Raw genomic sequence first — 25,567 nt, 5'->3', positions numbered from 1 at the left:
CTACCTTCCCAACCTCGCCGCGTCGGTGAACAACCACGCGGTCCGGTTGGCGGGGGTGGGGCGGCGTGTCGAGGCGCTGGCCGTCAGTCAGGAGGCCGTCGACCTGTATCGGGAGTTGGCCGCTGGTAACCGTGACGCCTACCTTCCCAACCTCGCCATGTCGGTGAGCAACCACGCGCTCTGGTTGGCGGGGGTGGGGCGGCGGGGTGAGGCGCTGGCCGTCAGTCAGGAGGCCGTCGACCTGTATCGGGAGTTGGCCGTTGGTAACCGTGACGCCTACCTTCCCGACCTCGCCGCGTCGGTGAACAACCACGCGGCCGGGTTGGCGGGGGTGGGGCGGCGGGCTGAGGCGCTGGCCGCTAGTCAGGAGGCCGTCGACCTCCGTCGGGAGTTGGCCGTTGGTAACCGTGACGCCTACCTTCCCGACCTCGCCGCGTCGGTGAACAACCACGCGAACCAGTTGGCGGGGGTGGGGCGGCGGGCTGAGGCGCTGGCCGCCGGTCAGGAGGCCGTCGACCTCCGTCGGGAGTTGGCCGCTGGTAACCGTGACGCCTACCTTCCCGACCTCGCCGCGTCGGTGAACAACCACGCGAACCAGTTGGCGGAGGTGGGGCGGCGGGCTGAGGCGGTGGCCGCCAGTCAGGAAGCCGTCGACCTGTACCGGGAGTTGGCCGCTGGTAACCGTGACGCCTACCTTCCCGACCTCGCCGCGTCAGTGAACAACCACGCGGCCGGGTTGGCGGAGGTGGGGCGGCGGGCTGAGGCGCTGGCCGCCAGTCAGGAAGCCGTCGACCTCCGTCGGGAGTTGGCCGCTGGTAACCGTGACGCCTACCTTCCCAACCTCGCCACGTCGGTGAACAACCACGCGCTCCGGTTGGCGGAGGTGGGAAGGCGGGCTGAGGCGCTGGCCGCCAGTCAGGAAGCCGTCGACCTCCGTCGGGAGTTGGCCGCTGGTAACCGTGACGCCTACCTTCCCAATCTCGCCACGTCCCTGTGGAATGTGGGATACGTAGCGTGCATTCTCGGAGAGACGTCGGACCAGATCCTTGATGCAGTTGCGGAAGGCGTGCGGTACTTCGACGAACTCGCAGCAACCGAGCCGCAGGCGTTCACTGCGCGGCGCGACGCGGCGGCATCCACCTTGACCGACCTAAAAAACAGCGCCATCAGCCAGCACCCCAAACTGACACCACCCAGGTCACCCCAGGCAGACGAGGCAGCCACTGACACAGCATGACTGGAGCGTGTGTTCAGACTTTCTTTACTTGGTCAAGGGCGGGCCTACGGCCCGCCGCCGTGCCCGCGCCGGGGCGCGCGTGCGGCCTCCGGCCGGTCACGCCCCGGCGCACGGCGTACCAGGACAACCGAGGGACATCCGCCGCAGCCGGCCGCAGCTTTCCGACGCCGAGCAGACGAAGCCTCGTGTACCCCGGCGCTAGAACGGGCCGCCGCCGGAGCTTGGCACCGAGAATGCCGCGCAGGGGAGAGCCGGCAAGCCCCAAGCATGGGGGCGGCGCCCGCAGTTGCCGAGCTGGCGACCCCCCGTGCCAGCTCCTGCCGAAGTCCAGGTCAGGTCAAACCCTGCACCTGGGAAAGGGGTGGGGGTCGCCGCGGGCGGGGTCGTCGTCCAGGAGCCGACTTTGTGGCCGGTCCCGGTCAGGTCAAGGGCGCTGCTGTGGCGGTGTCCGCCGGGTGTCGGGCCGTGACACGAGAGCCGAGTCCGACCCCGGGTACCCATCAGAGCGGCGGACGCGCTGGAGACCGGCCAGTCGTACGTAGATCTCTCGCTTGGCGACGGCGTGGCCCTGGCCGTCGAGTTGGTAGCCGGTCACCCAAATCCAGCCGGGGTAGTTGGGTTTTGGGCACACCGAGATCACTCGGAAGATGAAGGCCGGCTGTCTCGCGAACTGCACCGACGCCTCTCGGCTGATCAGCAGCTCTTCACCCGGCGCCGGGGGCCGAAGGTGGGCCATGGACCGTGCGTCAGGAGACACGATCTTCCTCCCTCCGGTGGCCCCTGCCCCGGCCGGTTCGAAGGAGCCCGGCCGGGGCAGGGGTACCGCCGTGCCAGGGCGAGTTCGGGTCTCCACGACCAGCACAGCGGGATAGCCGCACCGTACCAATGCTGGTCTACCTACGTCTAGCTACGTAGAAGGTTGAGGACGGTCGTGTCGCGACTTCTACCGTCAGACACATGGAGCCCGAGCCGGACGCCCGCATCGACCACGGCGCGCCGCTGCCGCCCTACCGCCAATTGGCCGGCATCCTCCTGGCCCGAATCCGTCGCGGTGACTGGCAGCCAAACCGGGCCATCCCGTCCGAGGCGCAGCTCGTCGGGGAGTACGGCATCGCTCGGGCGACCGTTCGACGCGCAATCGCCGTGTTGGTGGACCAGGGCGCGCTGTTCGTGGTGCCGCAACGGGGGACGTTCGTCAAGCCGGAGGGCGAGTAGCCGTCGATGGCCACTCATGATCATCGGGTACAGAACCGGTACAACCGAGCCCGGAAACGGGTGTCAAACGCCGTCAAGCGCTGACGACTCCCACCCTGCTCAGCGGCCAGATCTGCCCGTTTACGGATGATCTCTACCCGCCCCCCGGCATTAGGGGTTCGAGTCCCCTGGGCTCCACCAATATCGCCTCTGAACAGGCGATTCCTCCTCGCAAGATCAACGGGAACAAGCCGGGCGCAGGTCAGTCATGATCTTGCGGCCGGATGGTCGCCTAGTTGGCACGTTCGGCGGCTGAGCTCAGGACCGAGTCAACGACGCCGCTGGGCCAGTCTCGCTTCGGCAGCCAGTGCACGTACGTCTCCAACGTGATGCGCAACGTCCTGTGCCGAAGCCGACGCTGCACCTCCTGCGGCTCGACGTGGTTGGTGATCAGCGTCGTGGCGAAGAAGTGCCGCAGTGCGTGAAACCCGCCGCGCCGGTCGAGGCTGTGGTGCCGCTGCGCGAGGAGACGGTGGACTTCCTGGCCGTTCTGCTGGACGCCGAGCGGGTACGGCGGGGTACCCCCGCGCCGACACCCGGGTCTTGTCCTGTCACGACCAGGCGGTTCTCGTGCTGGCGGCCAACACAGCCGGCTACAGCCGCGTCAACATCGACGGGATGCTGGTCGAGACCGACCGCTGCCGCACTCCCGGGCCTACCCCTGGTGTGGACCTGGTGGTCGGGCAGGCACGACAACCACAGCGGCAACGTCCAGGTCGTCACCCTGCGGACGGCTGGCCGATCTGGATCTCGGACGTACGCCTAGGCGTGAGCACGACACGACCGCCCGTACGCGCCCACACCGGGATCCTGCCCGCCCTCGCCAACGTGGCCGATGACCTGCGCGCTCTGGGCGATCTGGGCTACGAAGGCGAGCCCGACACGGTCACCGTGGCGTTCAAGAGATCCAGGGACGGTCGGCTCGCCCTCGTGCAGCAGCAGTTGAACAAGGTCCACAACAGCGTCCTGGCGATCCAGGGTGGATCGGAAAGATCGTCGCCGCAGCGCTCGTCATCCCCCATATCGACCACGCCCGCAGCATCTGACCATGCCCAGTAGTCAACCGTTTACGTGGAATGGCTCAGTTCCGGCATGCAGGAGGCTCGCACCCGAGCCACAAAGTCGATCATGACCTAACGTGGCCAGGGACGGGGCATTCGTTGGCCACCAGTGGCGACTTTTACGGTTCTGTCATGAATTCCATGAACGGATCAGTACGTATCCGCCTTCGCTGCTACATCAGACGGTTGTTTTGGATAGCTCAGCGGATCGCACCGCAGGGCGGTGGACCTACGGGGCCCTTTCGCCGAAACTGTGACCGATCTTTTACTTAGCCCTTGACATTGGATCGAATCTAGGGCAATGACTCGGTTATTTGTTCGGGCGGCCTTACTGCTGCTTGTAACGTATTGACGACCCTCAGGTCTGGGCACTACCGTCAGAATCCCGAAAACCCCGGCGACGGCGCAACCGGCGCAGCGAAGGGACGACGTATGACACAGCTAGACACGAACGTGATGGTCAAGTTCATCGGCCCGTATTCGTCTTGGATTCAGTTCCAGGAGAAAACCAACTGGTGCTGGAACGCGACGACGGTAAGCGTTGCAAACTACTACGCCGCCGCACAGCGTCTTACCCAGTGTCAGCTGGCCACCCCGGTGATGGATCGGATCTTTGCTGCATGGCACGCACAGCATCCTGATCAGCCGACGTACAACTGTTGCGCGCCTGGTGGCGGCCCCTGGGAGTGCAACAACGGCCACTGGCCGGACGAGGCGGCGCTGCAAGTGGCCGGGCACGATGTTCCAGTTCCCGCAGGTGAGGACCCTAACAAGTTCTCCCGTGACACCAACAGTATTACCGGGGGTGAGCTCAAAAGGTTCAGGGCGTTAACGAAGGAGGAGGTTAAGGCGGAGATAAACGCCGGACGCCCGATCGTCATGAACATTGGCTGGCGCGGTGGGCTCAGCGGCCACATCGTCAACATCTGGGGGTATAGCTACCGCGCAGACAACAACGAACTGGTACACGTATTCGTGCATGACCCCTGGGAGGACACGGGAGGGCTGCATGAGGGCTTGGAAGACACTCCCATTCTCTGGATCGAATGGGATGCGCTTTTCGGAGGATATCCGGGCGGCTTAAACGGCACATGGAACCGGACTTTCAAAACTCGGAGAAACTAGCCTAAGAGAGGTTCGCAATGCCGTTGAATATGCCTGAGCCGCCGGGTCGGATCCGGGAGGAAACACGCTCCAAGCTCGGCCATGTCGCTAGGGCTGGCGGGGGTGGCCCGAAGCTGCTGGGTGAGGTCGCCCCGGAGGACGTGGAGGTGTCCACCCCGCACCAAGTGTTCGTTCTCGGACCCGACGATATCGAGGCCGATGGTGGTCTGGAGCGGGCGCAGCCGGTCGGCTGGCGCTTCCTGCTGGAGTCCGGCGGCAACGTGATCGCCGGCGCCGAAGTCTCTGAGACGCCGGAACGTACCTTCCCGCCAAGTTTCTACAGAAGCTCATCCGTGGGAGCCACCGCCACCGCGATCAAAGCGGCACGGGCCCTGCCACAGCTCGAAGCAGCCGGGTTCGACCTACGACTCCTGCGGATCCCGGAGCTCTACCAGGTGGCCCTGTGGCTGCACTCACCCCACACCGACCTGCTCATACCGCTGGCGCCCTCCCCGATCGGAAATGAGGGCAAGATCACACCCCCGTCCGTGTTCTTCCGGGAACTCATCGCCGCGGCCCGCGAATACAGAGCCCGCCGAGTCCCCAGTCCGGGAGACGGCCCACGAACGCCACAGCCGCCGGCAGATAGAAATAGAAAGCCGGGACTACCAGGTCACTGACGCCAGTCATCATCGAGTCCAAGGCATGGCCCGACGTGTTTCTGTGCCGGTGGGAGGGTCGCTTCCCACCAGCACCGCCAAGATCCGGGGCGTATGGAAGACCGCCCACCAGGCGACTATGCCGCCGAGGTGTCCGTCGGGTCTCGAACAGATGCAAGGTAGGAGGGCTCAGCCGCGCAGGCGACCCTAGTTGAGATGCCGGCGGTGTTTCCCGGCGTAGATCAGGGCTGCCAGGCCGAGGATGGCCAGGGCGCCGGCGACGACTGCGTACACGGCAAGTCTGTGCTCGGCCGCGGCGATCTCTTTGGCCTGCTCCTCCACCATGCCGGGGGTCGGGTCCTGGTAGGGCAGTGACACCGCCGAGAGGTCCAGGAACGGGAGGCACGGCAGGCCGCAGGAGGCGACGAGGAGGAGAACGCCGGCGGCAACCGCCAGTCGGGCACGGGACATCGCGCCAGGCTGCCACAGCCGCCGACCCAGACGTCCAGCGCCCGCGCGGTGAGCCGCCCGTCCGGCGGACCAGGCGGATCCGGGCGCCGGCGGGTCCGGGGGAGGAAAGGGTGGGCCTGCCCAGCCCGGCCATGGCGGCCGACCACACCATGAACACGGGGGACGCCTTCGGCAGCGTCACCGGCGTACAGCGGTAGGGCCACCTTCGACGAGCACGGCGACATCATCAAGGTCTGCGACAACTCGGGGGCGGGCACGCCCCCACCAGCCGTGCCCCCGGGACGGGCAGGTTAGCGTCGGGGCGTGAGCACCGGATCCCCACGCCTCCTGCCCGCCGAGGGCGGCATCGCCGAAGCCGCCTGCGTTCTGCGCGCCGGAGGGCTGGTGGCGTTTCCCACCGAGACCGTCTACGGGCTGGGCGCCAACGCCCTGGACGCCCGCGCGGCGGCCCGGATCTTCGAGGCGAAGCAGCGGCCGAGCTTCGATCCGCTGATCACCCACCTGGCCGACGCGGCTGACCTGGCCGGGCTGGTGGGGCGGGTGCCGGCAGCGGTGGAGGCGCTGGCCGAGCGGTTCTGGCCGGGTCCGCTGACGCTGATCGTGGACCGACCTGCCGCGATTCCGCCGATCGTCACGTCGGGGCTGGACACGATGGCCGTCCGGGTGCCGGACGAGCCGTCCGCCCGGGCGTTGATCGCTGCCGCCGGGGTGCCGGTGGCAGCGCCCAGCGCCAACCGGTTCGGCCAGCTCAGCCCCACCCGCGCCGAGCACGTGGTGGCCGGGCTGGGCGCGGCGGTGGACGTGGTGCTCGACGGCGGGCCGACCCGGTGCGGAATCGAGTCCACCATCGTGGACGCCCGGGGCGAGCGCCCGGTGGTGCTCCGGCTCGGCGCGCTGCCGGTGGAGGCCCTGGTCGAGGCGGTCGGCCCGGTGACCGTACGGTCGGGCAGCTCCGGCCAGCCGGTGGCGCCCGGCACGTTGGCCGCGCACTACGCCCCGCGTACCCCGTTGCGGGTGGTCGGGGCGGCGGAGTCGGTGGCCGGCGACGGTGCCCGGCGGGGGCTGCTGGCCTTCCGGGAACTCCCGGCGGAAGGCGACTGGGTGGCGGTCGAGGTGCTGTCGCCTGCGGGGGACCTGACGGTGGCGGCGGCCCGGCTCTTCGACGCGCTGCACCGGCTCGACGCGGCCGGGGTGACCGAGATCGTCGCCGAGCGGGTTCCGGATGTCGGCGTGGGCCGGGCGATCAACGACCGGCTGGGTCGGGCGGCCGCGACCTGGCACCAGGGCGGCTGACGGCGGGGCTGGCTGTACTGCCTCTCAGGCGGGTCGGGTGACGGGCTCGGTACGACCGCCCTCACCTGTCGGAGGAACCCTCTCGCCGTCGGACACGTTGGCCGGGGTGACCTCCCCGCTGTCGAGCAGGCGGGTGAGGGCACCGTTGGCGAAGGTGGCGCCGAGCGCCGAGCCGGCGGCGATGCCCCAGCCGACCGGCCCGAGCGGGGTACAGCCGAAGAAGTGGCTGACCCCTGGGGTCTGCACCACGAAGACCAGCACCCCGACCGACGCGGCGGTCGAGGCGAGCACCGTCGGGCTGGTCCCGCCGGCGAGCACGGTCTGCCCGAGCTGGGTGCCGATCAGCGAGGCGAGCGCGACCGTACCGGCCCGGCGCTGCCGTCCGGTGTGCCGGGCGAGCGTCCAGCCCACCGTCGCGCCCAGCGTGGTGGACGCCGCGCGCAGCGCGATCTCCCGGTTGAGGGTCGCGCCGAGCGAAGTGTCCGGGCCCTCCCGCAGCAGGTGGTCGGCGTGGTCGGAGGCGGGCGGCCGGACCGCGATGGCCAGCGCCGGCGCCAGGTCGGTGAGCAGGTTGACCAGGAGCAGTTGCCGTCCGGTGAGCGCCGAACGGCCGGTGCGGGCCGCGCTCAGCACGCTGAACGCGATCTCGCCGAGGTTGCCGCCGACCAGGATGCTCAGCGCGTGCCGGACCGACGACCACATGGCCCGCCCCTCGACCAGGGTGGCGATGATCGTCTCCAGTCGGTCGTCGGTCACCACCAGGTCGGCGGCGGCCCGCGCGGCGGGGGTGCCGCGCTGGCCGAGGGCGATGCCGACGTCGGCCAGCCGGATCGCCGGGGCGTCGTTGGCACCGTCCCCGGTCATCGCCACGGTCCGGCCGCACTTCTGCAACGCCTGAATGATCCGGACCTTGTGGGCGGGGGTGCAGCGAGCCACCACGTCGGTACGGGTGAGCAGCTCGGCGAGCGCGTCGTCGTCGAGCCGGTCCAGCTCCGTGCCGGTGGTCACCCGCTGCTCGCCGTGGTCCGGGCTGATGGTCGCCGCGATCGCCGAGGCCGTCGCCGGATGGTCACCGGTGATCATGATGGTGTGCACCCCGGCCTGTCGGATCCGGCGGACGGCGGGCGCGGCGGACTCGCGTACCCCGTCGGCGAGCGCCAGGAAACCGACGAAGACCAGGCCGTCGACCTGCTCGTCGGTGACGGTCTCCCCGGCGACCCGCCGCTCGGCGACGGCCAGGATGCGGTGCCCGGCACCGGCCCGGTCGGCGAGCATCCGGTGCAGCTCGTCCCGGCCGGCGTCGTCCAGCGGTGCGTCGCCGCCGTCGGCGGTACGCCGATCGGCGCACCGAGGCACCACGGTCTCCGGCGCGCCCTTGACGCTGAGCAGCAGGCCGTCGCCGGTTCTGCCGACCGTGGCGTGGTAGCCACGGGACGGCTCGAAAGGCAGCCCGCCCACCGCCCGCCAGCCGTCCGCGCCGACCAGCTCGTCGACCCCCGCCACCCCTGCCCCCCGGCGGACCGCCCGGTCGGTCTGTTGTGGCAGCTCGTCCGGGTCTCCAACCGGGGTGGCCCGCAGCGCGACGGCCAGGGGCAGCCGTAGCGGATCGTCCAGCCGGTCCGGCGGGGCGTACCGGGTGCCGCCGCCGTCGCCCACGCCGGCGAGCAGCAACCGCCCCTCGGTGAGGGTGCCGGTCTTGTCGAAGCAGAGCACGTCGACGCGGCCCAGCGCCTCGATCGTGCGCGGGTTGCGGACCAGCGCGCCGTGCTCGGCCAGCCGCCGGGCTGCGGCGAGCTGGGCGGCGCTGACCAGAAACGGCAGCCCTTCCGGCACCGATGCCACGGCCAGGTTCGCGGCGGTCGCCGCCGTCTCCGCCAGGGGTACGCCGCGCAGCAGGCCCATCCCGGCCACCGCCACCGCCGAGCCGGCGGCCAACGGGATCGCCGAGCCCATCAGCCGGCCGAGCCGGGCCTCCACCCCGCTGGCCGGGGGCGACTGCCGGGCCAGCGCCAGGCTCCGCCCGGCCTCGGTGCCCGCGCCGGTGGCCACCACCACGGCGGTGCCGTGACCGGTGGCGATCGTGGTGCCCTCGTACAGCATGGAGCGCCGGTCCGCGACGGCGGCGGCGACCACCGGGTCGGCGGTCTTCCCCACCGGCAGCGACTCGCCGGTCAGCGACGACTCGTCAGCCTCCAGGCCGTCCGTCGCCAGCACCCGGCAGTCCGCCGGTACGGCGTCGCCGGGCCCGAGCACGATCACGTCCCCCGGGACCAGGTCGTCCGCGGGCACCGGCCTCTCCTCGCCGTCCCGGCGGACCCGGGCGGTGACCGCCGAACGGGACAGCAGCTCGGCCAGGGACCGTTCGGTGTTGCGCTGGTGCACCGCCCCCACCAGGGCTGATCCGGCCACCACCCCGCCGACGAGGGCCGCGTCGACCAGCGAGCCGAAGCTTGCGGAGAGCACCGCGCCGGCGGCGAGCACCGGCGTGAGCGGGTTGGCCAGCTCGTCGACGAGGACGCGGAACAGCCCGGGCGGGCCGGTCCCCTCGCCGGTCCCGCCGCCGCCGCAGCGGCGCTCCGCCTCGGCGGAGTCCAGCCCTTCGACGTCGGTGTCGAGCTGGCGGAGCACGGCGTCGGCCGGCATGAGGTGCCAGGCGGTCGCGGCCGGGACCGGGGAGTCGGCGCGGTCCGGCAGCCGACCCGCCCGCCACACCCCGTGCAGGAAGGCGAGGGCGGCGGTCCCGTTGACGGTGTTCAGCGACAGTCTCGGCAGCCTCCGGGGCTCGGCCGTGAACGCCTCCAGCGCGGCCAGGCCGGCGCCGGCCATGGATAGCCGGATGTTCTGTTCGGTCATTCGGCGGGCCACCCCGGCCGCCTCGATGATCAGCGCGGCGATCCGCAGGTCGGTGCCGACCAGCAGGTGCGCGCCCCAGGGCGGCAGATCCTCCGGCCCGGCCAGCCCCAGCCCGCAGTCGGCCGCGCCCAGCGCCGCCCGGTCGGAGGAGAGCAGCATCACCACCGCGCCGTCGCGCTGCAACCGGCGGACGGTCTCGGCGATCCGGGTGCCGCCGGGCAGCACGGCGTCGGCGAAGGCGTACCGGCCGTCCTCGTCGTCGCCGGCCACCACCAGGCGCAGGCCGGCCCGGCGGGAGGCGGTCGGCAGCGCGTCCATGGCCGGGGCGGGTTCGGGCTCCACCCGGAGCAGGGCGGCCAGGCGGCCCCCCTCGGCGAGGCCGAGCAGGGTGGCACCGTCCGCCCGCATCCGCCGACTGTCGTCGGTGTCGCCGGGGTCGGTGGCGTCGAGCTCGTCCAGCGGCCCGAGCCGCCACCCGTCCGCCTCCCGCGTGCGGTCCGGGGCGGCCGGGTCGAAGAGGGCGAAGGCGCGGGCCGCCACCTGTCCGGTGTCCGCCCCGGACAGCGGGGCCAGATCGGCCAGCACCCCCCGGTTCGAGCCGAGCACCGCCGTGTCCAACACCACCGTGTCGATCCGATCCAGTTCCCGCAGCACGCTGCGATCCATGGCGATCACGCCGCGCCGGGCGAGCATCCGGCCGAGCTGGGCCGCGTACCCTTCGAGGCCGCTGCCCGGGGCCTTGGGGAGGCTGGACAGCGCCACCGCGGCGGCCCGTTTGGGGCCGACCACCGGCACCGCCGCCGCGCCGGCCGCCGCCCCCGTGGCGAGCATCCGTCGGGCGAACCGCTCGACGAGGCCGTCCGGCTTCGGGTTCGGCCGGCCGGCCGTGGGCGCCCGGGCGACGGCCCGCTCCGGGTCGCCGGTGAGCTGGGGCTCGGCCTTCGTCCAGGCCACGAGCTGGGCGTGCGCCTCGCCCCACCGCACGATCCGTTGTGCGCCGTCCAGCACGATCCCGGTCCAGCCGCCGGTCAGTCCCTGGACGACCGCCTCGGCGAGCGGGAAGAGCAGTTCGGCGCGGGGGTCGGCGCGTAGCCCCCGACTGGCCAGGGCGTGCAGCTTCGGGTGCAGGTCGACGGCGGCGAGCACCCCGGCCACCTCGGCCGGGACCGGGGTGAACGGCAGGATCCGGGTGGCCGCCGACAGGGTCAGGCCGAACGCGTCCGAGGCGAGCGCGCCGAGGGTGCGGGGCGTGCGCGGCCCCTCCTCCGGCGGGTGCGGCGGGGGGATCTCGGGGTCCGGTTCGTGCTCGCAGGTGCGTTCGCACCGGGCGATCGTGGCGATCAGGTCGCGCAGCCTCGGCTCCGGCTTCCCGACCTCCACCACCACCCTGCCCGAGGGGGCGTTGACCCTGGCCCACCGCACGCCGGGCAGCAGCTGCAGCTCCCGCTCCACCTGGCGGGCCAGCCTGTCGCCGCCGTCCTGGCAGACGCCGTGCACCTCGATGTGGTGCCGCCCGGGCCGGGACCAGACCCGGCGTCGGGCCAGGCCCGCGAGCCGGGCCAGCCGGGCCGCGGCGGTGCCGGCGGTACGTGACGCGTCTCCGACGAGGTGTGGCACGGCTCGGGACGCGTCGCCGACGAGGTGTGGCACCGCCACCGACGGCAGGAGGCGGCCGGTCACCCGGCCCAGCAACGTCATCGAGCGGTACGGCCGGAGATCGGCCGGCCGGGCCTCCCGGCGCCGCCGTTGCCCCCACCGTGCCCCATTTCGCCTCCCACGCTCGGTCTCGGCGGGCTGCCTTCCCGCCCGTACGCCCGTTATTCCCCGTCGGCGGGGAGTTTCCGCAGTCGGCGGGGACGGACGGAGCGCGGGTGGGGCCCGGCGGACGCCGAGACTCCGGTCACCTCCGACTTGACTTCACTCAGGGTTCAGGGCGGAAGCTGGCCGCATGTCGTGGGAACTGTTCAGGTCGCGGGCGGGCCGAGGGCTGCCGGTGGGCGGGCGTTGTCGTCGGGACGCGTCACGGCGGGCCCCGGACCGGGTGTCCGGTGCGGCCGGTCGCCGGTGACCCCCGTGGTCGCGTGCCAGGTCGCGCCGGAGCGCCTGTTCGCCCCGCGCCTGCGGGCCATGACGGTGGGCGTGGTGGCCCTGGTCTCGCTGGTCGCGTTCGAGGCGCTCGCCGTCGGCACCGCGATGCCCACGGTCGCCCGCAACCTCGACGGGCTGTCCTGGTACGGGCTGGCGTTCGGTGGTCCCTTCGCCTCCGGCGTGGTGGCCATGGTGGTCTCCGGCATCTGGTGCGACGCCCGGGGTCCCCGAGCACCGGTGTGGCACGGGGTGGGCTGGTTCGTCGCAGGGCTCCTGCTCGCCGGTACCGCGTCGACGATGGGCGTGCTGGTGGCGGGTCGGTTGGTGCAGGGCTTCGGCTCCGGCCTGCTCGCGGTGGCGTTGTACGTGGTGGTGGGGCGGGCGTACCCGGAGGCGCTGCACCGGCGGATCTTCGCCGCGTTCGCGGCGGCCTGGGTCGTACCGTCGCTGGTCGGGCCGGCGCTGGCCGGGCTGATCGTCGAGCACCTCGGTTGGCGCTGGGTCTTCCTGGCGGTGCCGGCGGTGGCGGTGCCGGCGGTGCTGCTCATCCAGCCGGGCCTGCGGGCCGTCGCCTCGCCCGTCGTCCGGCTGGCTGCGGGCGCGGCGGCCCGGGTCGGTTGGGCCTGCGGGGCGGGGGTGAGCGCCGCGCTGCTGCACTACGGGGGGCAGCAGCGCGGCGCGTCGGCGGTCGGCCTGGTGGTGGCGTCGCTCGCCGGCCTGCTGTGCTGCGCCCCACGCCTGCTGCCGGCCGGCTTCCTGCGGGCCGGCCGGGGTCTGCCGACGGTGGTCGGGTTGCGCGGTCTGGCCTCCGCCGCGTTCGCCAGCGCGGAGATGGTGATCCCGCTGATGCTCTCCCGGGAGCGCGGGCTGTCGCCGACCGAGGCGGGCCTGCTGCTCACCGTCGGGGCGCTCTCCTGGTCGGCCGGGTCCTGGTTGCAGGGCCGGCTGCCGGCGCCGGGCAGTGCCCCGGGGACCGGGGGCCGGGCGCGGCTGCCCGTGCCCGGTTCGCCGGCCGTCCTCGTACGCGCCGGGCTGGTCTGCATCACCGTCGGGACGGCCACGGTGGCGCTCGCGGTGTGGCCGGCGGTGCCGCTGCCGGTCGGAGTGCTCGGCTGGGCAGTCGCCGGGCTCGGAATGGGGCTCCTGTACCCGTCGCTGTCGGTGCTCACCCTGGAGCTGTCGGCCCCCGGCGAGCAGGGGCGCAACAGTTCCTCCCTGCAACTGGGCGACTCGCTGTTCGCGGCGTCGGTGCTGGCGCTGACCGGCGCGGTGCTCGCGGTCGGGTCGGTGCCGGGCCCGGGCAGCTACACCGCCGTTCTCGTGCTGGCCGCCGCCCTGGCCGCGGTGGGCGTCCTCCTCGCCGGACGGGTGGTTCCGGCTCGGGCCCGGCCGGCCGGATGACGGAGTCGGTCCACCGTGAGCCGGGCAAGGCATCCGGAGCTGGGTCGGCCACCTGGTCGACACGTACGGGGGAACCGGCCGGAGATGAGAAGTCCACTCGTTCGCCGGCTGCCTACGGTTTCCCCATGCTGGTTCTCGTCACCACCGTGACCCTTTACGTCTGTGGATTCGTGTTCCTCTACGGGGTGATCCGGATCGCCGTCCGGCACGCCTTCGAGGACCTGGAGGCCCGCCGGCCCGGCCTGCTCCGCGCCGAGGAGATCGCCGCCGCCGGGGACCGGACGTTCGTCCGGGACAACCCGTTCATCGCCAACGGCTGACGGGCCGCCCGTCCCGACCGGGGCGGGCACGGGCTGAGTGGGTCGAGCCCGTGCCCAACCCGCGACGGGCCTCCGCGAACGCGTGGCCGGCATGATGCGAGGATCCACCTGTGATGGGGACGCTGAAGACCGAGCCCGCCCGGACCCGACTCGACCTGCTGGCGCCCCCGGTGGCCGCCGCGATCGGGCAGTGGTCCGCCGACGCCCCGGTGGACGTCGACGACGTGCTGGTAGCGCCGATCGACGAGGGTCTCGCCGACACCGCCGAGTTCTGTGCGGCGTACGAGGTGGGGCTGGACGTGTCGGCGAACTGCGTGGTGATCGCGGGCCGGCGCGGGGGCGAGGTGCGGTACGCCGCCTGCGTCGTGCTCGCCACGACGCGCGTGGATGTCAACGGGATGGCCCGCCGGATGCTCGACGTACGCAAGGCGAGCTTCGCCCCGATGGCCGACGCGGTCGAGGCGACCGGGATGGAGTACGGCGGGATCACCCCGATCGGGCTGCCCGAGGACTGGCCGATCCTGGTCGACGCGCGGGTCGTCGCCGCCCCGCACGTCATCATCGGCTCGGGCGTGCGGCGCAGCAAGATCGCGCTGCCGGGGCCGGCCCTCGGCGCGTTGCCCGGCGCGCGGGTGGTGGAGGGCCTGGCCAAGCCGACCTGAGTTTTAACTCTGTCGATGTTGTTGCACGTGAAACATCGTGATCTTCGATGTCAGCCGGCGCTCGACTCGCGCTGCTCCACCTCGGCCAGGGCCGCCAGCAGGGTCTGCGGCTCCTGTGCCCCCGTGACCACGTACTTCCCGGCCAGCACGAACGTCGGGACGCTGGTCACGCCCAGTTCCCGCGCGGCGGCCAGCTCGGCGGTGACCTCCGACGACCCCTCCCCGGAGTCGAGGAAGGCCCGCACCTCGGCCTCGTCGAGCCCCACCCCGCCGGCGAGCCGGGCCAGCGCCGCGCGCGATCCGACATCCACGCCGTCGGTGAAGTGGGCCCGGTACAGGGCGTCCACGGTCTCGGCGGCGAGGCCCCGCCGGGTGGCGTACCAAACGAGCCGGTGGGCGTCGAAGGTGTTGGCGGCGACCGCCCGGTCGAAGTCCAGCCGCAGCCCCGCGTCCGCCGCGACACCGGTCACGTGGGTGAACATCTGCTCGACGCGTTCCCGGCTGCCGAACTTCGCGGCCAGTCCCGCCACGAGAGGCTGCGGGGTCGGCACCGGCGACGGGTCAAGCTGGAACGGCCGGTACCGGACCGTCACCTCACCGTCGTACGACTCCAGGGCCTGCTCCAGCCGGCGCTTGCCGATGTAGCACCAGGGGCAGGCCACGTCGGCGTAGATTTCGATCTCCATGTCCGGGGACAACCCGCTGACCGGCGTGACTGTTCCCGGACGTGACGCGAAACGGGCGGACGGGTCGCCCCGGCATCGTCCTCCGCCGGAGCCGACTCCGCACCACGGGCAGGGCGGCTCCGACACCGGATCGGTCGGGTTCGCGGCGTCAGGCGGCGGTCTGCTCCCGGACCTGTCGCTTGAGTCGGGCCAGGATCGCCGTGCCGCCCCGGACCCGCAGCGGGCTGATCACCTGGGCCAGCCCCATCCGCTGGTAGAGGTCGTCCGGCACGGCGAGCACCTTCTCGGCGCTCAGCCCGGCCAACCCCTCGGCGAGGATGCCCGCGAAGGCGCGGGTGGTCGGCGCCTCCGGCGGGCAGTCGAACCAGGTGGTCACCGTGCCGTCCGGCGCGACCTCGGCGCGCAGGAAGAACGCCGTCTGGCACTCGGGGACCTGCTCCATGCCCTCCCGGCTGGCCAGTTCCTCGGGCAGCGGCGGGATGACGTCGGCGTACTCCAGCAGCATTTCCAGCACCACGTCGCGGGGTGCGGAGGCGAACTCGTCAACGATCTCGGCCAGCTTGGTCGGCATCTCGGGCATCCAGTCAGGTTACCGACGTCGCAGAGGTGGGCCCCTCCGCCGCCGGGGCGGCGGGCAGGGACCACCCCCGTCAACGGGTCGGGGCCTGCTCGCTGATGTCGCTGAGGGCGGAGTTGGGGTCGAGATGCATGGCGAGGTCGCCGAGGGAGACGATGCCGACGAGCTTGCGCTCGTTGTCGCAGACGAGGATGCGGCGGACGCCGCGCTCGCGCATCAGTGAGGCCGCCTCCCCGGCGGTCGAGTGCTGCTCGATCATCACCACCTCCCGGGTGACGATCGAGCCGATGGTGGTGCTGGCCGGATCGCTGCGCTCGGCCACCGCCCGGACCACGATGTCGCGGTCGGTCAGCATGCCGGCGAGGCTGGCCCCGTCGGTGACCACCACGTCCCCGATGTCCGCCTCCTGCATCACCCTGGCCGCCTCGTCCAGGGTGGTCTCCGCGGACAGGTAGACCACCTGCTTCGTCATTACGTCGCTGACCCGGTAACCGGTCATGAGAGCCTCCGAATGCGCACCTGTGCCGATTCGGAGAGCGATACCCAGTCTGGCGATCGTTACACCTTGTCGCGCCGGGTGCGCAGTGCCCCGGCCCGCGGCGGCCCGGGCTGAGCATCAACGCCCTCGTGCCGGCCCGGACCCTGCACCACTGGTTCGGGGTCAGGGCTCCACGGGCCCGGGGGCGGTCAGTTCCCGACTGATCAACACCTGCGTCACCAGGTCGGCGGCCTCCCGGCTGCCGAGCAGTTCGGCCCGTGGCACGTCGAGTCGCCGGGCGTCGGCGTACTCGCGCAGCGCGGCCGGTACCGGCTCGCGCGACTGGAGCACGAGGGCCGGCGTGGGACTCGGTGCCGACGGCGTGGCCGCCGCGATGGTCAGATACCGGAGGTACTCCGCCAGCCGACCGATCAACTGTTCGGCGAACTCCGTCTCGATGCCGAGTTCGGCGCAGCCACGGCTCGCCAGGTCGGCATACGAGGTGCTGAGCCAGCGGGCAAGTTCGTCGAGACTGACGGCGCTCTCGGCCTGCGACCGGGCCTGTTCGGCGGCCCCGTCGACGACGTCCTGCCCCAGGCCGGGCGCGAGCGGCGTGACGGCCTTCACGAACTCGTAGGACAACGTCTGCGGCACCACCGGCAGCGGATCGAAGAAGATCAACGCTGGTGGGGTCGGGGTCGCGATCCGGCCGGCGAATGCGGCGGCGAGCCGGCATCCCGCGCAGTACCCGAGTACGGCCACCACCTCCGGGCCGATGTCGTCGGCCGTCGCGAGCCAGGCCGCCAACTGAGCATCGGGCCCGACCGGGCTGTCGGTGTCGCCGGCCCAGGCAGCCCGACTCGGTGCCCGAACGGTGTAGCGGTCCGGAAGAAGCGGGACAAAATCGTCAAAGCCAGCAACTGCACGGGACGCTTCGGCACTGAAGTCGACCACGAGTAGGACCTCGCCACCGGTGCCGACCCTGAGCGTGTGCCATCCCGGGATGTCCACCAGTTCCGCCCTTCCGACCTGGGCTCAGCGCTTCGGTATCGCACGTAATTGCGCTGAGTTACATTCCATGCGACAGATCGCGCCGATAGTAGCAGAGCCTTCCCGGCACCCGGGATACGTCTATATCGGTGATGTATCAAGGGCTCCGGGTGTTCGTATGGCGAGTGTCGGGCGGCCAGTGCCGCGACGTTCCGACCCCAGGTGGGCTCTTCAGATGATTGTGCTGAATCTCGGTTACCGCCGATCATGTCATTCTGGGGCGTGCACCTACCCCATTCGTTTCTCGCGTCCTGGCTCCAGGCGGTTGTCGATTTCCTCCCGCTGGCGCGCGGCTGGCAGGCCGTTCCTGCCACCACCTGCCGGTGGCGCCTGGCCCGAGGTGTTGGCGCAGCTCGCGCTGGAGACCTTCGTCGGCGTCGGCTGGCTGGTGCTGGCCGCCGTATCGATCAACCGGTGGTCATCCGGGGCCGCGCCGGCGGCGGCCTGGAATTCGGGAGCTGAACAGTCGGATGAGACGCCCGGTGCTATTACCGGCCACGCCCAGGAACGACTTCAGCCGCATCGGCAATAACCGAACGCACAGGACCGGTCACCGACGGGGAAGTCCGCGCCGGCCCCATTGACAGTAGCAATGCCGGACCCTAGGATCGCCCGCAATGCCACCCTATGAATGCCACACGGTAGATACCGTCGCGGATTTGTTTGCAACCCTGAGTAACGATGCACCGGAACTCCTCGGGGAAAGCGACCGGCGCGAATTGATCCGGGCGGAGCGGGCCCTGGCGGACGCCGGCCAGTCGGGGCGTTTCGTCGTCGCCCGCGACGCCGGGGCGGGCCCGGTCGGTGTCCTCCCGGTCTATCCGGTGGCGCGGCCGTACTCTGCGGCACCCCATCCCCGGTTGGTGCTCGACGGGTCGACGGCGACGCAGGGCTGGCGGACGGGGTGCTACCTCGGGTCGCTCGGCAGGGCACCGGCGATGGTGGCGGTGCGTCCCGGGATGGAGCCGGGGCCGATCCGCGCGGCCCTGCTGAAGGCGGGCTGGGATCTGGTGACGGAACGGTCCGACCAGCTCGACTTCGCGTGTTTCCCGCTGCTGGACGACGAGTTGTTGGCGGCGGTGTCGCCGTTGGTCGCGGTGGACGACCCGGTACTGGTGGAGAGCCTCGAAGCATTCATCCCGGTGACCTTCGACTCCTTCGCGGGATATCTGGCGGCACAGTCGCGCAGCCGGCGGGAGATGATCCGCAAGGAGCAACGCCGGTTCCGGTCGGCGGGCCTGCGGATCATCGAGGTCGAGCTGTCGGCGCGCCACCAGGAGCTTGCGCCTTTGCTGCGGAACGTGGAGCAGAAGTACCACGTGGCCGGCACCGTCGACCAGTACGCGAGCTACCTGGCCGGCATCGCGGATTCGCTGGGCGACCAGACGACCTGCCTGGCGGTGTTCGGCGACGACGACCCGGACGCGAAGGAACCGGTCGCGTTCACGGTCATCTGGCGGCAGGACGGGGTGTGGCGTCTCCGGTGCTGGGGCTGCGACTACGAGCGGACCGCCGGGGCCTTCGCGTACTTCAACCTGATCGCCTACGAACCGCTGCGGCTCGCGATCGGGGCCGGCGCCCAGCGGCTGGTCCTCGGCCGGGGCAGCCTTGAGGCGAAGCTCGGTCGGGGTGCCGAGTTGTTGCGGTTGACCAGCGTCGCTGTGCCGCTCGGCGCAGCGGGCACCGAGTAGGGGAGTTCATGTCAATCGACGTCACCGCGCAACTCGTCACCATCTGGCGGGCGGCGCTCAAGAACGACGCGCTCGATGCGGAGAGCGACTTCGTCGAGTTCGGCGGCACCTCGCTGACGGCGGTCCGCATCCGGGCTCTCATCCGGACGGAACTGGCCAAGGACGTGGACCTGCTCGACATCCTTGACTTCCCCACCCCGACGGAGTTGGCTCCCGCGGTCGTGGCGGCGCCAGGCTGGACCGAGCAGCCGGCCCAGCCTGGCTGAGTCGACCAAGCCGAGCCGGTACAGCCGACCAGGCGGGCACGGCCCGGCTGGTCGGCCCCGCCCGGTCTTCACCAGCCGGTCAGGTTGCGCTCGATGTAGTCGTACCGGTAGCGGTTGGCGGTCGAGCCACCGAGGACGCCCACCCGCGCCCCGATTTTGTGTGGTCGTACCCGGCGTCGTTCAGGAAAGTCCAAGAAACAGCCGTGACGGGGGATCGCAGCGCTCCGCATCACGTTGCGTGGCACTGAATAACTCAGGGTCGGGCAGGCTCGGATCGGCGGCGGTGCCTGTTACCGGAAGATAACTGTGAGCACCGACGCCTCGGGTGACGGCTCCCGGGAGCGGGCTACCTCATGGCGAGATGCTCGACAGATTCCACGCAGCCCCGGAGGTCGCGTCAGAAATCCTGGCCGTTGCTCGCTCCCGGTAGCCGCGCCGCCACGCAGGCAATTGCAATGGCACCGCTCTGCATACCTCGGCTGCGGCCACAACACCCCTCGAAAACGAAGCGGGTGAACCGACCGGCGCGCCGGACAGGCGACGTTAGCCGCCCTTTCATCTTTCTGTGGAATCCGCGAGTGATCCGGCCTCTTCCCGCCGGTTTCTGGCCGGGCGGCCAGTTCGGGAGCGCCGGCATGCCTGCCGGCCCCACTCGATGCCGGGCGCACGTAGTTATGACGCAACGGCCCAGCGTGCACGAGGTGCGCTGCTGCCGCGAACGGAGTGGCGACACAGCTACCGGGAGCAAGCAACACGCGTTACGGGGGCCCGAAGATGGCGCGACGGAATTGCGGTCCGCAAGAACCCGCCACTCGGTTCACGCCGCCCTCCCGCTGCCCGCAGGCAGCCGACGCGGACCGCGTCCACTGCCGAAGATTTGCATCAAACCCAGACATCACCGACGGCATCGAGTTGCAGAACTGAGCTGTGTTGATGACCCTCGGTTCACGATTGACAGCATCCGTAGCGCAACCTACTCTCCATCAGACCAGGGGTGGGGCCTACGTTCGGTCGCCGAGCAATTGCTGAATGCTTAGGGGTTCAAGAATTGTCGTGTTCGGTTCGATCGAGTTCCGTCGGGCATTAGCAACTAGACGAGCGGCACCCGGTGTCCGCGCTCGGCAAAATGACTGGCGAATACGAGAAGATGCAAAACCGTGGTGCGGATGACGCTCGGGTGGTCCGAGTCCCTACCGAGTGGGCGACTTGTGAAGGCGACACTCCCGGCGATGGAGCGCACGCACCGATGAATGGCGTTCCGCCGATGGCGCGCGACTCCGGAGCCTGTGCTTCGAGGGCGTCCTGGCCGTCACGTGACCGCCGCCCTTTCCCGCAGGCCGCCCGTACCCCGCCACCGGCGGTTCCGGGCCGGCCCGTGTCCATCCATCCGCCCGCCCTTGCCGGCAAGTGAGGAGACGTCGTGACGACACCCAGCGGGGACAAGGCACCGATCCCCAAGGAGAAGTGGTGGAGTGAGACGGAGAGCCCCAAGGCGTGGATGAGCGTCCGGGACGCCGATCTCTACGAGGCACTGCTGCACCGGGTCGCCGAACTGCGGGCCGGTGAACCCCTGCGGGTGGTCGAGTGGGGCGCCGGCCGGAGCACGCTCTGGTACACGTCCTTCCTCGCCGCGCTGGGAGTGCCGTACCGGTGGCTCGCCCTTGAACACCACGGGCAGTTCTTCCAAGAGAGCCTCGCCCCGCAGCTCAACCAGCGCCCGGACGGCGTCGCGGTGGACCACGACGACGCCGACACGATCCGGGCGCTGCTCGCCGCGAACAACACGGTGGCCGTCGGCTTCGGCGCGGGCGACCTGCGGCCGTTCCTCCCCGGCCGGGAGGCCGACCGGCACGCCGATCTCGACGCGTACGTCTCCCTGCCCCGGCGCCTCGGCCTGGAGTGGGACATGGTGGTCATCGACGGCCGCAAGCGCCGCCGATGCGTACTGGAGGCTCTGGAACTACTCGGCCCGACGGGCTTCGTCCTGCTCCACGACGCCTGGCGGACCCACTACCAGTGCGCCTGGTCGGAGTGGACCAGTGGTCGGCGCTTCGGCGACGAGTGGTGGATCGGCTCCCGGGCCGACACGGACTTCACCGACGTGTTGCCGTGGCACGCCTTCGAGAGGCATGCAGAGCTGCCATGACCGCCGCGACACCGGCCGCCTCCCGGCCCTCACGGCACGCCGCGCAGGTCGACGCCTGGCTCGCGCGGCACCGCCCGGGCTTCGTGGCGGACCTGATGCACCTGGTCTCGATCGACACCCGGTCGCCCCGGGAGAGCGACGCGTACGACTGGCTGGCCGGATACTTCACCGCGCTGGGCGCCGAGGTGACCGCCGAACCGCGCCACCCCGCCCTCGCCGGGCACGGGGCGGCCAACCGGAACGAGCACAGCACGTTGTCCGCGTCCGAGCGGGCCAACCTGCACGTCTGGTTCCCGGCCGACGCCGGTCTTTCCCGGGTCCTGTTCAGCGCGCACGTCGACGTCGTACCACCGGCCGCCGACTTTCCCGACGGCTTCCAGCCCCGCGTCAGCGGTGACGCGGTGGTGGGCCGGGGCACCGCGGACACCAAGGGCAACATCGTCATGCTCGCGGCGGCGCTGCGCTGCGCCGCCGACCTGGGGCTACCGCTGTCCCGGGCGGTCGAGCTGGACCTGGTGGTCGAGGAGGAGATCGGCGGCAACGGGGCGCTCTCCACCATCCTGCACGGACGGGACGTCAGCGAGGTGGTGGTGCTGGAACCCACCGACCTGGAGGTCCTGCACGGGCACCGGGGCTGTCTGGAATTCACGGTGCGGATCGGCGGCCGGGCCAGCCACATGGGCGGCGACGGGGTGAGCGCGATCGACGGCGCGATGGAGTACGTCGCGGCCCTGCGGCGGTTGGAGGCCCGGCTCGCGGCCGAGGCCATGGCCGACCCCGACTTCACCGGGTACGCCCGCCCGATGCAGATCAACGTCGGCAGGATCGCCGGTGGCGAGTGGCACGGTTCGATCCCCGCGCTCTGCTCCGTCGGCGGCGCCTTCGGCTTCCACCCGAGGTACTCCCTGGACGACGTCCGGCGCATGCTCACCGAGTTGGTGGCCGGACTCGGTGACCCGTGGCTGAGGAACCACACCGACATCCGGTACGAGGGCATCCGTAACGGCGCGTACGTCGGCGATCCACACTCGGCGGTCGCGACCGACCTGCGCCGGGAGGCCCAGGCGGTGACCGGTCGGCAACGGGTGCCCCGGGCCTGGAGCGTGAGCTGCGACGCCCGGCTCTACCACGACCACCTCGCCGTCCCGACGGTCGTCTTCGGCGCCGGCCAGCTCGCCCACGCCCACTCCAGCGCCGAACAGCTGAGCATCGCCGAGTGGTCGCAGGGCGTCGCGACCCTGGTCGGCTTCCTCACCGCCGACCGGGAGGTGGCCCGGTGACCCGGGGCGTGGTGCTCGGCGCCTCGTCCGGCATCGGCGCCGAACTGGCGCAGCGGCTTCTCGGACGCGGTGACGAGGTCACGCTGGTCTCCCGGCGGGCCGTCACGCCGCCACCCGGATCGGCGGGCGTGTCGGCGCCCGCCGACATCCGCGACTTCGGGCGTCTCGAACAGATCTTCGCCGACGCGTGCCGGCGGGGACCGCTCGACTACGTGGTCAACTGCGTCGGGGTGGGCTTCTACGCCCCGTTGGGCGCGGACAACTCGGCGATCTGGAACGACATCCTGACGGTCAACGTCACCGGCCTGCTCAACCTGCTGTCGGTCGTCGACCGGACCTGTCCGGAGCTGGCCCGGCTCGTGCACGTCAGCTCGATGGCCGCGCACCGGGTCTCCCGTACCCCCGGCAACCTCGCCTACTCGGTCGCCAAGGCGGGCGCGAAAACGATCGTCGAGGAGTACCGGCGTTCGCTACGGGCCGACGGCCGGTCCACCAGGGTGTCGATGGTCTCACCGGGCTTCGTCGAGTCGACCGACTTCGGCCGGAACTACTTCTCGCGTACCGGCGGCACCGCGCCCCAACCGGACATCTACGGCGGCCACCGGAGCCTCACCGCGGCGGACGTCGCGGACGTCGTGGCGTACGTCCTCGGGTCGCCGCCGCACATCGAGTTCCTGGATCTCGTCTTCTGCTCGCCCGAACAACCGGGGTGACCTCACGTGGAACAGGTCCTGATCGTCGGTCATGGGTACGCCGGACGCCGATTCCGGGCAGCGCTGCGCCACCTCCGACGGGAGGGCCTGCCGGTGGAGGTCGTGGGCGTCGTCGACCCCCGTCCCGACCAGCTCCCCGACGACCTGCCGGGGTACCCGGACCTAGCCACGGCCCTGCGGGAACTGCGTCCGACCGTGGTCTGCGTGACCGTGAACGAGGCTGACCACGCCACCGTGTTCCGGGCCCTCGGGCACCTCGACCGGGTCCTGGTGCTCGCCGAGAAACCCCTGGTCGCCGACCCGCGTGACGAGCAGTCCGTCGTCGCGGCGCTGGGCCACCACCAGTTCTCGATGAACCTCGTGGAACGGTTCAGCCCGATGGTCACCCGCTGTCGGGAATGGATGCGGGCCGAGGGCCCCTGGACGGTCACCCGTACCGAAGCGTTCTGGGGCAAGCACCGCATCGGCGACTCGCGCCCCACCATGGGCGTCCTCTCCGAACTGGTCCACGCGCTGGATCTCCTCGGTCACCTGTTCGGGGCCGACAATCCCGAGATCATCCGGTCGAACGGGGTGGTCAGCGACGTCAGCCCGCACGCGACGGACGTCCTCGACAGCCTCGACGTGATCGCCCGCCACGGCGACGCCCCGATGCTGCTGCACACCTCGTACGCCTGGCCCACCCGGATGCGGCTGGTCACAGCCCTGCTGTGGTCGGAACACCGTGGAACCCACCGGATCGAGCTCGAATTCGACAACCCGCACTGGGACTGCGACCGCCTGGAGATCAAGTCCATCACCCCGGATGGACGGTGGACCACGGTGCTGCGGGATTCGACCGACGGGTCGTCCCTGCCGGCCGAGATCCGGGGGGTGGGCAAGGTGATCGAGTTCGTGCGGGCATCGCTGGACGGGTGGTGGCACGGGACCGGCGGTGACGACCTGGTCGACCTGGCCGCCGCGGCACGGTTGCAGGGCATCCTCACCCGGATCGGCGACTCCGCCGAGGACGGCCTGCTGGAAGCCCGATACGGAAGGGTGTGACCTGAGAATGCACCAGCATGGTCGGCCGAGCCTGCTCGTGGAGTCGTTCGTCGCGTCCGCCACCGCAGACCCGGAATCCGTCGCGGTGGTGGTCGGCGACCGGCGTATCCGTTACCGCGACCTGCTCGCCGACGTGCTCGATCTCGCCGCCCGCCTGCGTGACCACGGCGTCGGGGCGGAGACCCCGGTCGGTGTGTCGGCGGTACGGGACGCCGGCTTCGTGGTCGGCGCGCTGGCCGCGCTGGCGGCGGGCGGGTGCTACGTCCCGCTGGACCCCACGCACCCTGCGGACCGGTTGGCCGCACTGGCCCGGCGGGCCGGTGTGCGGGTCGGGGTCGGCGCCGCCTCGGCGCTGGCCTTCCTCGACGTCGTGCTGCCACCCTCGATGCCGGACGGTCCCCGGCGTACCGACCCGCCCCGGGTCATGGCGGCGGATGCGCTGGCGTACCAGCTCTTCACCTCGGGATCCTCCGGAGAGCCGAAGATCGTGCCGATCGAGCAGCGGTCGGTGAGCGCCCTGCTCGACGGGTTCGACACGGTGGCCCCGCCGGTCGGCCGGACCGTCTCGCTGTCCGTCTGCCCGTTCTCGTTCGACGTCTCCGTGTGGGAGGTGTTCCTCCCGCTGACCGTCGGCGGCACGGTCGTCATCGCCGACACGGGCGTCGGGGCGGATCCGGAGGCACTGCTCCGGCTGATCCGCGAGCACGGCATCACCACCGTCTACCTGCCGCCGTTCAGCCTGGAACCGGTCGCCGACGAACTGGCCGCGGACGGTGCGCCGCTGCCCGTGCACCGGATCCTGACCGGGGTCGAGCCCATCCCGCAGCGCACCCTGCAACGCCTCGCCGACCTGCTCCCCGCAGCGGTGATCGTCAACGGCTACGGCCCGACCGAGGCGACCATCTGTGCCACGTTCCACGTCTTCGGCGGCGCGGACGACCCGGACCGGCGTACCCCGATCGGGGTGGCCGTGCCGGGGTGGGAGGTGAAGGTGGTGGACGGGGAGCGGGAGCCGGTACCCGTCGGGGTCGTCGGTGAGATCGTCGTCAGCGGCGCGGGACTCGCCCGGGGCTACCTCAACGACGACGACCTCACCACCCAACGCTTCTACCACGACCCCACCGGCACCCGCTGGTATCGCACCGGCGACCTCGGCCGCTGGCTACCCACCGGCACCCTCGAATACCTCGGCCGCCACGACAACCAACTCAAAATCCGCGGCTTCCGCATCGA

The 25,567-nt window shown here is 71.2% G+C and carries 23 protein-coding genes and 3 pseudogenes; 17 read left to right on the top strand and 9 right to left on the bottom strand.

Going from position 1 to position 25,567, the window contains the following annotated elements; all coding sequences use genetic code 11:
* Positions 1 to 1,237, top strand: a pseudogene (locus tag ACFYZF_RS18810) (tetratricopeptide repeat protein); the annotation flags it as partial.
* A 499-nt stretch (positions 1,238 to 1,736) separates the two neighbouring features.
* Here the strand turns inward: ACFYZF_RS18810 and ACFYZF_RS18805 are convergent.
* A pseudogene (locus ACFYZF_RS18805) lies at positions 1,737 to 1,973 on the bottom strand (hypothetical protein); the annotation flags it as partial.
* 221 nt (positions 1,974 to 2,194) lie between these two features.
* Between ACFYZF_RS18805 and ACFYZF_RS18800 the strand changes: the two are divergent.
* The gene (locus ACFYZF_RS18800) at positions 2,195 to 2,452 is read left to right on the top strand and encodes a GntR family transcriptional regulator (RefSeq protein ID WP_387022242.1); all 258 of its coding nucleotides are present in this window, start codon (positions 2,195 to 2,197) and stop codon (positions 2,450 to 2,452) included.
* Positions 2,453 to 2,723: 271 nt separating this feature from the next.
* Here ACFYZF_RS18800 and ACFYZF_RS18795 read toward each other — a convergent pair whose 3' ends face one another.
* Entirely contained in the window at positions 2,724 to 2,885 is a 162-nt protein-coding gene (locus tag ACFYZF_RS18795; RefSeq protein ID WP_387022774.1) for a hypothetical protein, read from the bottom strand.
* A gap of 27 nt (positions 2,886 to 2,912) precedes the next feature.
* Between ACFYZF_RS18795 and ACFYZF_RS18790 the strand changes: the two are divergent.
* The 3 genes and pseudogenes from ACFYZF_RS18790 to ACFYZF_RS18780 all read left to right on the top strand — a co-directional run bounded on the left by ACFYZF_RS18790 (position 2,913) and on the right by ACFYZF_RS18780 (position 5,336).
* Positions 2,913 to 3,537: pseudogene (locus ACFYZF_RS18790) on the top strand (transposase family protein).
* A gap of 447 nt (positions 3,538 to 3,984) precedes the next feature.
* Positions 3,985 to 4,677: a hypothetical protein gene (locus ACFYZF_RS18785; RefSeq protein ID WP_387022239.1), complete on the top strand. Its 693-nt coding sequence runs from the start codon at positions 3,985 to 3,987 to the stop codon at positions 4,675 to 4,677.
* 146 nt (positions 4,678 to 4,823) lie between these two features.
* On the top strand, positions 4,824 to 5,336 hold the full coding sequence (locus ACFYZF_RS18780) for a hypothetical protein (RefSeq protein ID WP_387022236.1): 513 nt from the start codon (positions 4,824 to 4,826) through the stop codon (positions 5,334 to 5,336).
* Between the two features lie 186 nt (positions 5,337 to 5,522).
* On the opposite strand, the gene ACFYZF_RS18775 is transcribed toward ACFYZF_RS18780, so the two are convergent.
* Positions 5,523 to 5,786, bottom strand: coding sequence for a hypothetical protein (locus ACFYZF_RS18775; protein WP_387022234.1), 264 nt, complete (start codon positions 5,784 to 5,786; stop codon positions 5,523 to 5,525).
* A gap of 327 nt (positions 5,787 to 6,113) precedes the next feature.
* Here ACFYZF_RS18775 and ACFYZF_RS18770 point away from each other — a divergent pair, with 327 nt between their 5' ends.
* Positions 6,114 to 7,079 (top strand): L-threonylcarbamoyladenylate synthase, encoded by a 966-nt coding sequence (locus ACFYZF_RS18770; RefSeq protein ID WP_387022772.1) that lies wholly within the window; start codon positions 6,114 to 6,116, stop codon positions 7,077 to 7,079.
* Positions 7,080 to 7,103: 24 nt separating this feature from the next.
* Here ACFYZF_RS18770 and ACFYZF_RS18765 read toward each other — a convergent pair whose 3' ends face one another.
* A complete protein-coding gene (locus ACFYZF_RS18765) occupies positions 7,104 to 11,630 on the bottom strand; it encodes an HAD-IC family P-type ATPase (protein ID WP_387022231.1) in 4,527 nt (1,508 codons plus the stop codon).
* A gap of 366 nt (positions 11,631 to 11,996) precedes the next feature.
* Between ACFYZF_RS18765 and ACFYZF_RS18760 the strand changes: the two genes are divergently transcribed.
* From ACFYZF_RS18760 to ACFYZF_RS18750, 3 genes are all read left to right on the top strand, one after another.
* The gene (locus ACFYZF_RS18760) at positions 11,997 to 13,421 is read left to right on the top strand and encodes an MFS transporter (protein WP_387022228.1); all 1,425 of its coding nucleotides are present in this window, start codon (positions 11,997 to 11,999) and stop codon (positions 13,419 to 13,421) included.
* A 125-nt stretch (positions 13,422 to 13,546) separates the two neighbouring features.
* Positions 13,547 to 13,741, top strand: coding sequence for a hypothetical protein (locus ACFYZF_RS18755; RefSeq protein ID WP_387022225.1), 195 nt, complete (start codon positions 13,547 to 13,549; stop codon positions 13,739 to 13,741).
* 113 nt (positions 13,742 to 13,854) lie between these two features.
* Entirely contained in the window at positions 13,855 to 14,403 is a 549-nt protein-coding gene (locus ACFYZF_RS18750; protein ID WP_387022223.1) for a YbaK/EbsC family protein, read from the top strand.
* Between the two features lie 50 nt (positions 14,404 to 14,453).
* On the opposite strand, the gene ACFYZF_RS18745 is transcribed toward ACFYZF_RS18750, so the two are convergent.
* The 4 genes from ACFYZF_RS18745 to ACFYZF_RS18730 all read right to left on the bottom strand — a co-directional run bounded on the left by ACFYZF_RS18745 (position 14,454) and on the right by ACFYZF_RS18730 (position 16,951).
* Positions 14,454 to 15,089 (bottom strand): DsbA family protein, encoded by a 636-nt coding sequence (locus ACFYZF_RS18745; protein ID WP_387022220.1) that lies wholly within the window; start codon positions 15,087 to 15,089, stop codon positions 14,454 to 14,456.
* A 148-nt stretch (positions 15,090 to 15,237) separates the two neighbouring features.
* The gene (locus ACFYZF_RS18740) at positions 15,238 to 15,669 is read right to left on the bottom strand and encodes a SufE family protein (protein ID WP_387022217.1); all 432 of its coding nucleotides are present in this window, start codon (positions 15,667 to 15,669) and stop codon (positions 15,238 to 15,240) included.
* A gap of 70 nt (positions 15,670 to 15,739) precedes the next feature.
* On the bottom strand, positions 15,740 to 16,165 hold the full coding sequence (locus ACFYZF_RS18735; RefSeq protein WP_387022214.1) for a CBS domain-containing protein: 426 nt from the start codon (positions 16,163 to 16,165) through the stop codon (positions 15,740 to 15,742).
* A 162-nt stretch (positions 16,166 to 16,327) separates the two neighbouring features.
* A complete protein-coding gene (locus tag ACFYZF_RS18730; protein ID WP_387022211.1) occupies positions 16,328 to 16,951 on the bottom strand; it encodes a hypothetical protein in 624 nt (207 codons plus the stop codon).
* 418 nt (positions 16,952 to 17,369) lie between these two features.
* Between ACFYZF_RS18730 and ACFYZF_RS18725 the strand changes: the two genes are divergently transcribed.
* The 3 genes from ACFYZF_RS18725 (at position 17,370) to ACFYZF_RS18715 (ending at position 19,151) form a co-directional block, all read left to right on the top strand.
* Complete coding sequence (locus tag ACFYZF_RS18725; protein WP_387022208.1) at positions 17,370 to 17,726, top strand: hypothetical protein; 357 nt, start codon at positions 17,370 to 17,372, stop codon at positions 17,724 to 17,726.
* A gap of 127 nt (positions 17,727 to 17,853) precedes the next feature.
* Complete coding sequence (locus ACFYZF_RS18720; protein WP_387022206.1) at positions 17,854 to 18,885, top strand: hypothetical protein; 1,032 nt, start codon at positions 17,854 to 17,856, stop codon at positions 18,883 to 18,885.
* Between the two features lie 8 nt (positions 18,886 to 18,893).
* Positions 18,894 to 19,151, top strand: a complete 258-nt coding sequence (locus ACFYZF_RS18715; RefSeq protein WP_387022203.1) for an acyl carrier protein — start codon at positions 18,894 to 18,896, stop codon at positions 19,149 to 19,151.
* 68 nt (positions 19,152 to 19,219) lie between these two features.
* On the opposite strand, the gene ACFYZF_RS18710 is transcribed toward ACFYZF_RS18715, so the two are convergent.
* Positions 19,220 to 19,345, bottom strand: coding sequence for a hypothetical protein (locus ACFYZF_RS18710; RefSeq protein WP_387022201.1), 126 nt, complete (start codon positions 19,343 to 19,345; stop codon positions 19,220 to 19,222).
* A 1,226-nt stretch (positions 19,346 to 20,571) separates the two neighbouring features.
* Here ACFYZF_RS18710 and ACFYZF_RS18705 point away from each other — a divergent pair.
* The 5 genes from ACFYZF_RS18705 to ACFYZF_RS18685 form a co-directional block, all read left to right on the top strand.
* On the top strand, positions 20,572 to 21,297 hold the full coding sequence (locus ACFYZF_RS18705; protein ID WP_387022199.1) for a hypothetical protein: 726 nt from the start codon (positions 20,572 to 20,574) through the stop codon (positions 21,295 to 21,297).
* Complete coding sequence (locus tag ACFYZF_RS18700) at positions 21,294 to 22,577, top strand: M20 family metallopeptidase (protein ID WP_387022197.1); 1,284 nt, start codon at positions 21,294 to 21,296, stop codon at positions 22,575 to 22,577. Before ACFYZF_RS18705 ends, ACFYZF_RS18700 begins: the two co-directional genes overlap by 4 nt.
* A complete protein-coding gene (locus ACFYZF_RS18695) occupies positions 22,574 to 23,290 on the top strand; it encodes an SDR family oxidoreductase (protein ID WP_387022194.1) in 717 nt (238 codons plus the stop codon). Before ACFYZF_RS18700 ends, ACFYZF_RS18695 begins: the two co-directional genes overlap by 4 nt.
* 6 nt (positions 23,291 to 23,296) lie before the next feature.
* On the top strand, positions 23,297 to 24,334 hold the full coding sequence (locus ACFYZF_RS18690; protein ID WP_387022191.1) for a Gfo/Idh/MocA family oxidoreductase: 1,038 nt from the start codon (positions 23,297 to 23,299) through the stop codon (positions 24,332 to 24,334).
* A 7-nt stretch (positions 24,335 to 24,341) separates the two neighbouring features.
* On the top strand, positions 24,342 to 25,567 hold a 1,226-nt coding region (locus ACFYZF_RS18685; protein WP_387022188.1), incomplete at its 3' end, for an amino acid adenylation domain-containing protein.

The sequence above is a fragment of the Micromonospora sp. NPDC001898 genome (assembly GCF_042891255.1).
Taxonomy (GTDB): domain Bacteria; phylum Actinomycetota; class Actinomycetes; order Mycobacteriales; family Micromonosporaceae; genus Micromonospora.
The sequence above is the reverse complement of the archived record's forward strand: the minus strand, read 5'-3'. Positions and strand labels throughout refer to the sequence as shown.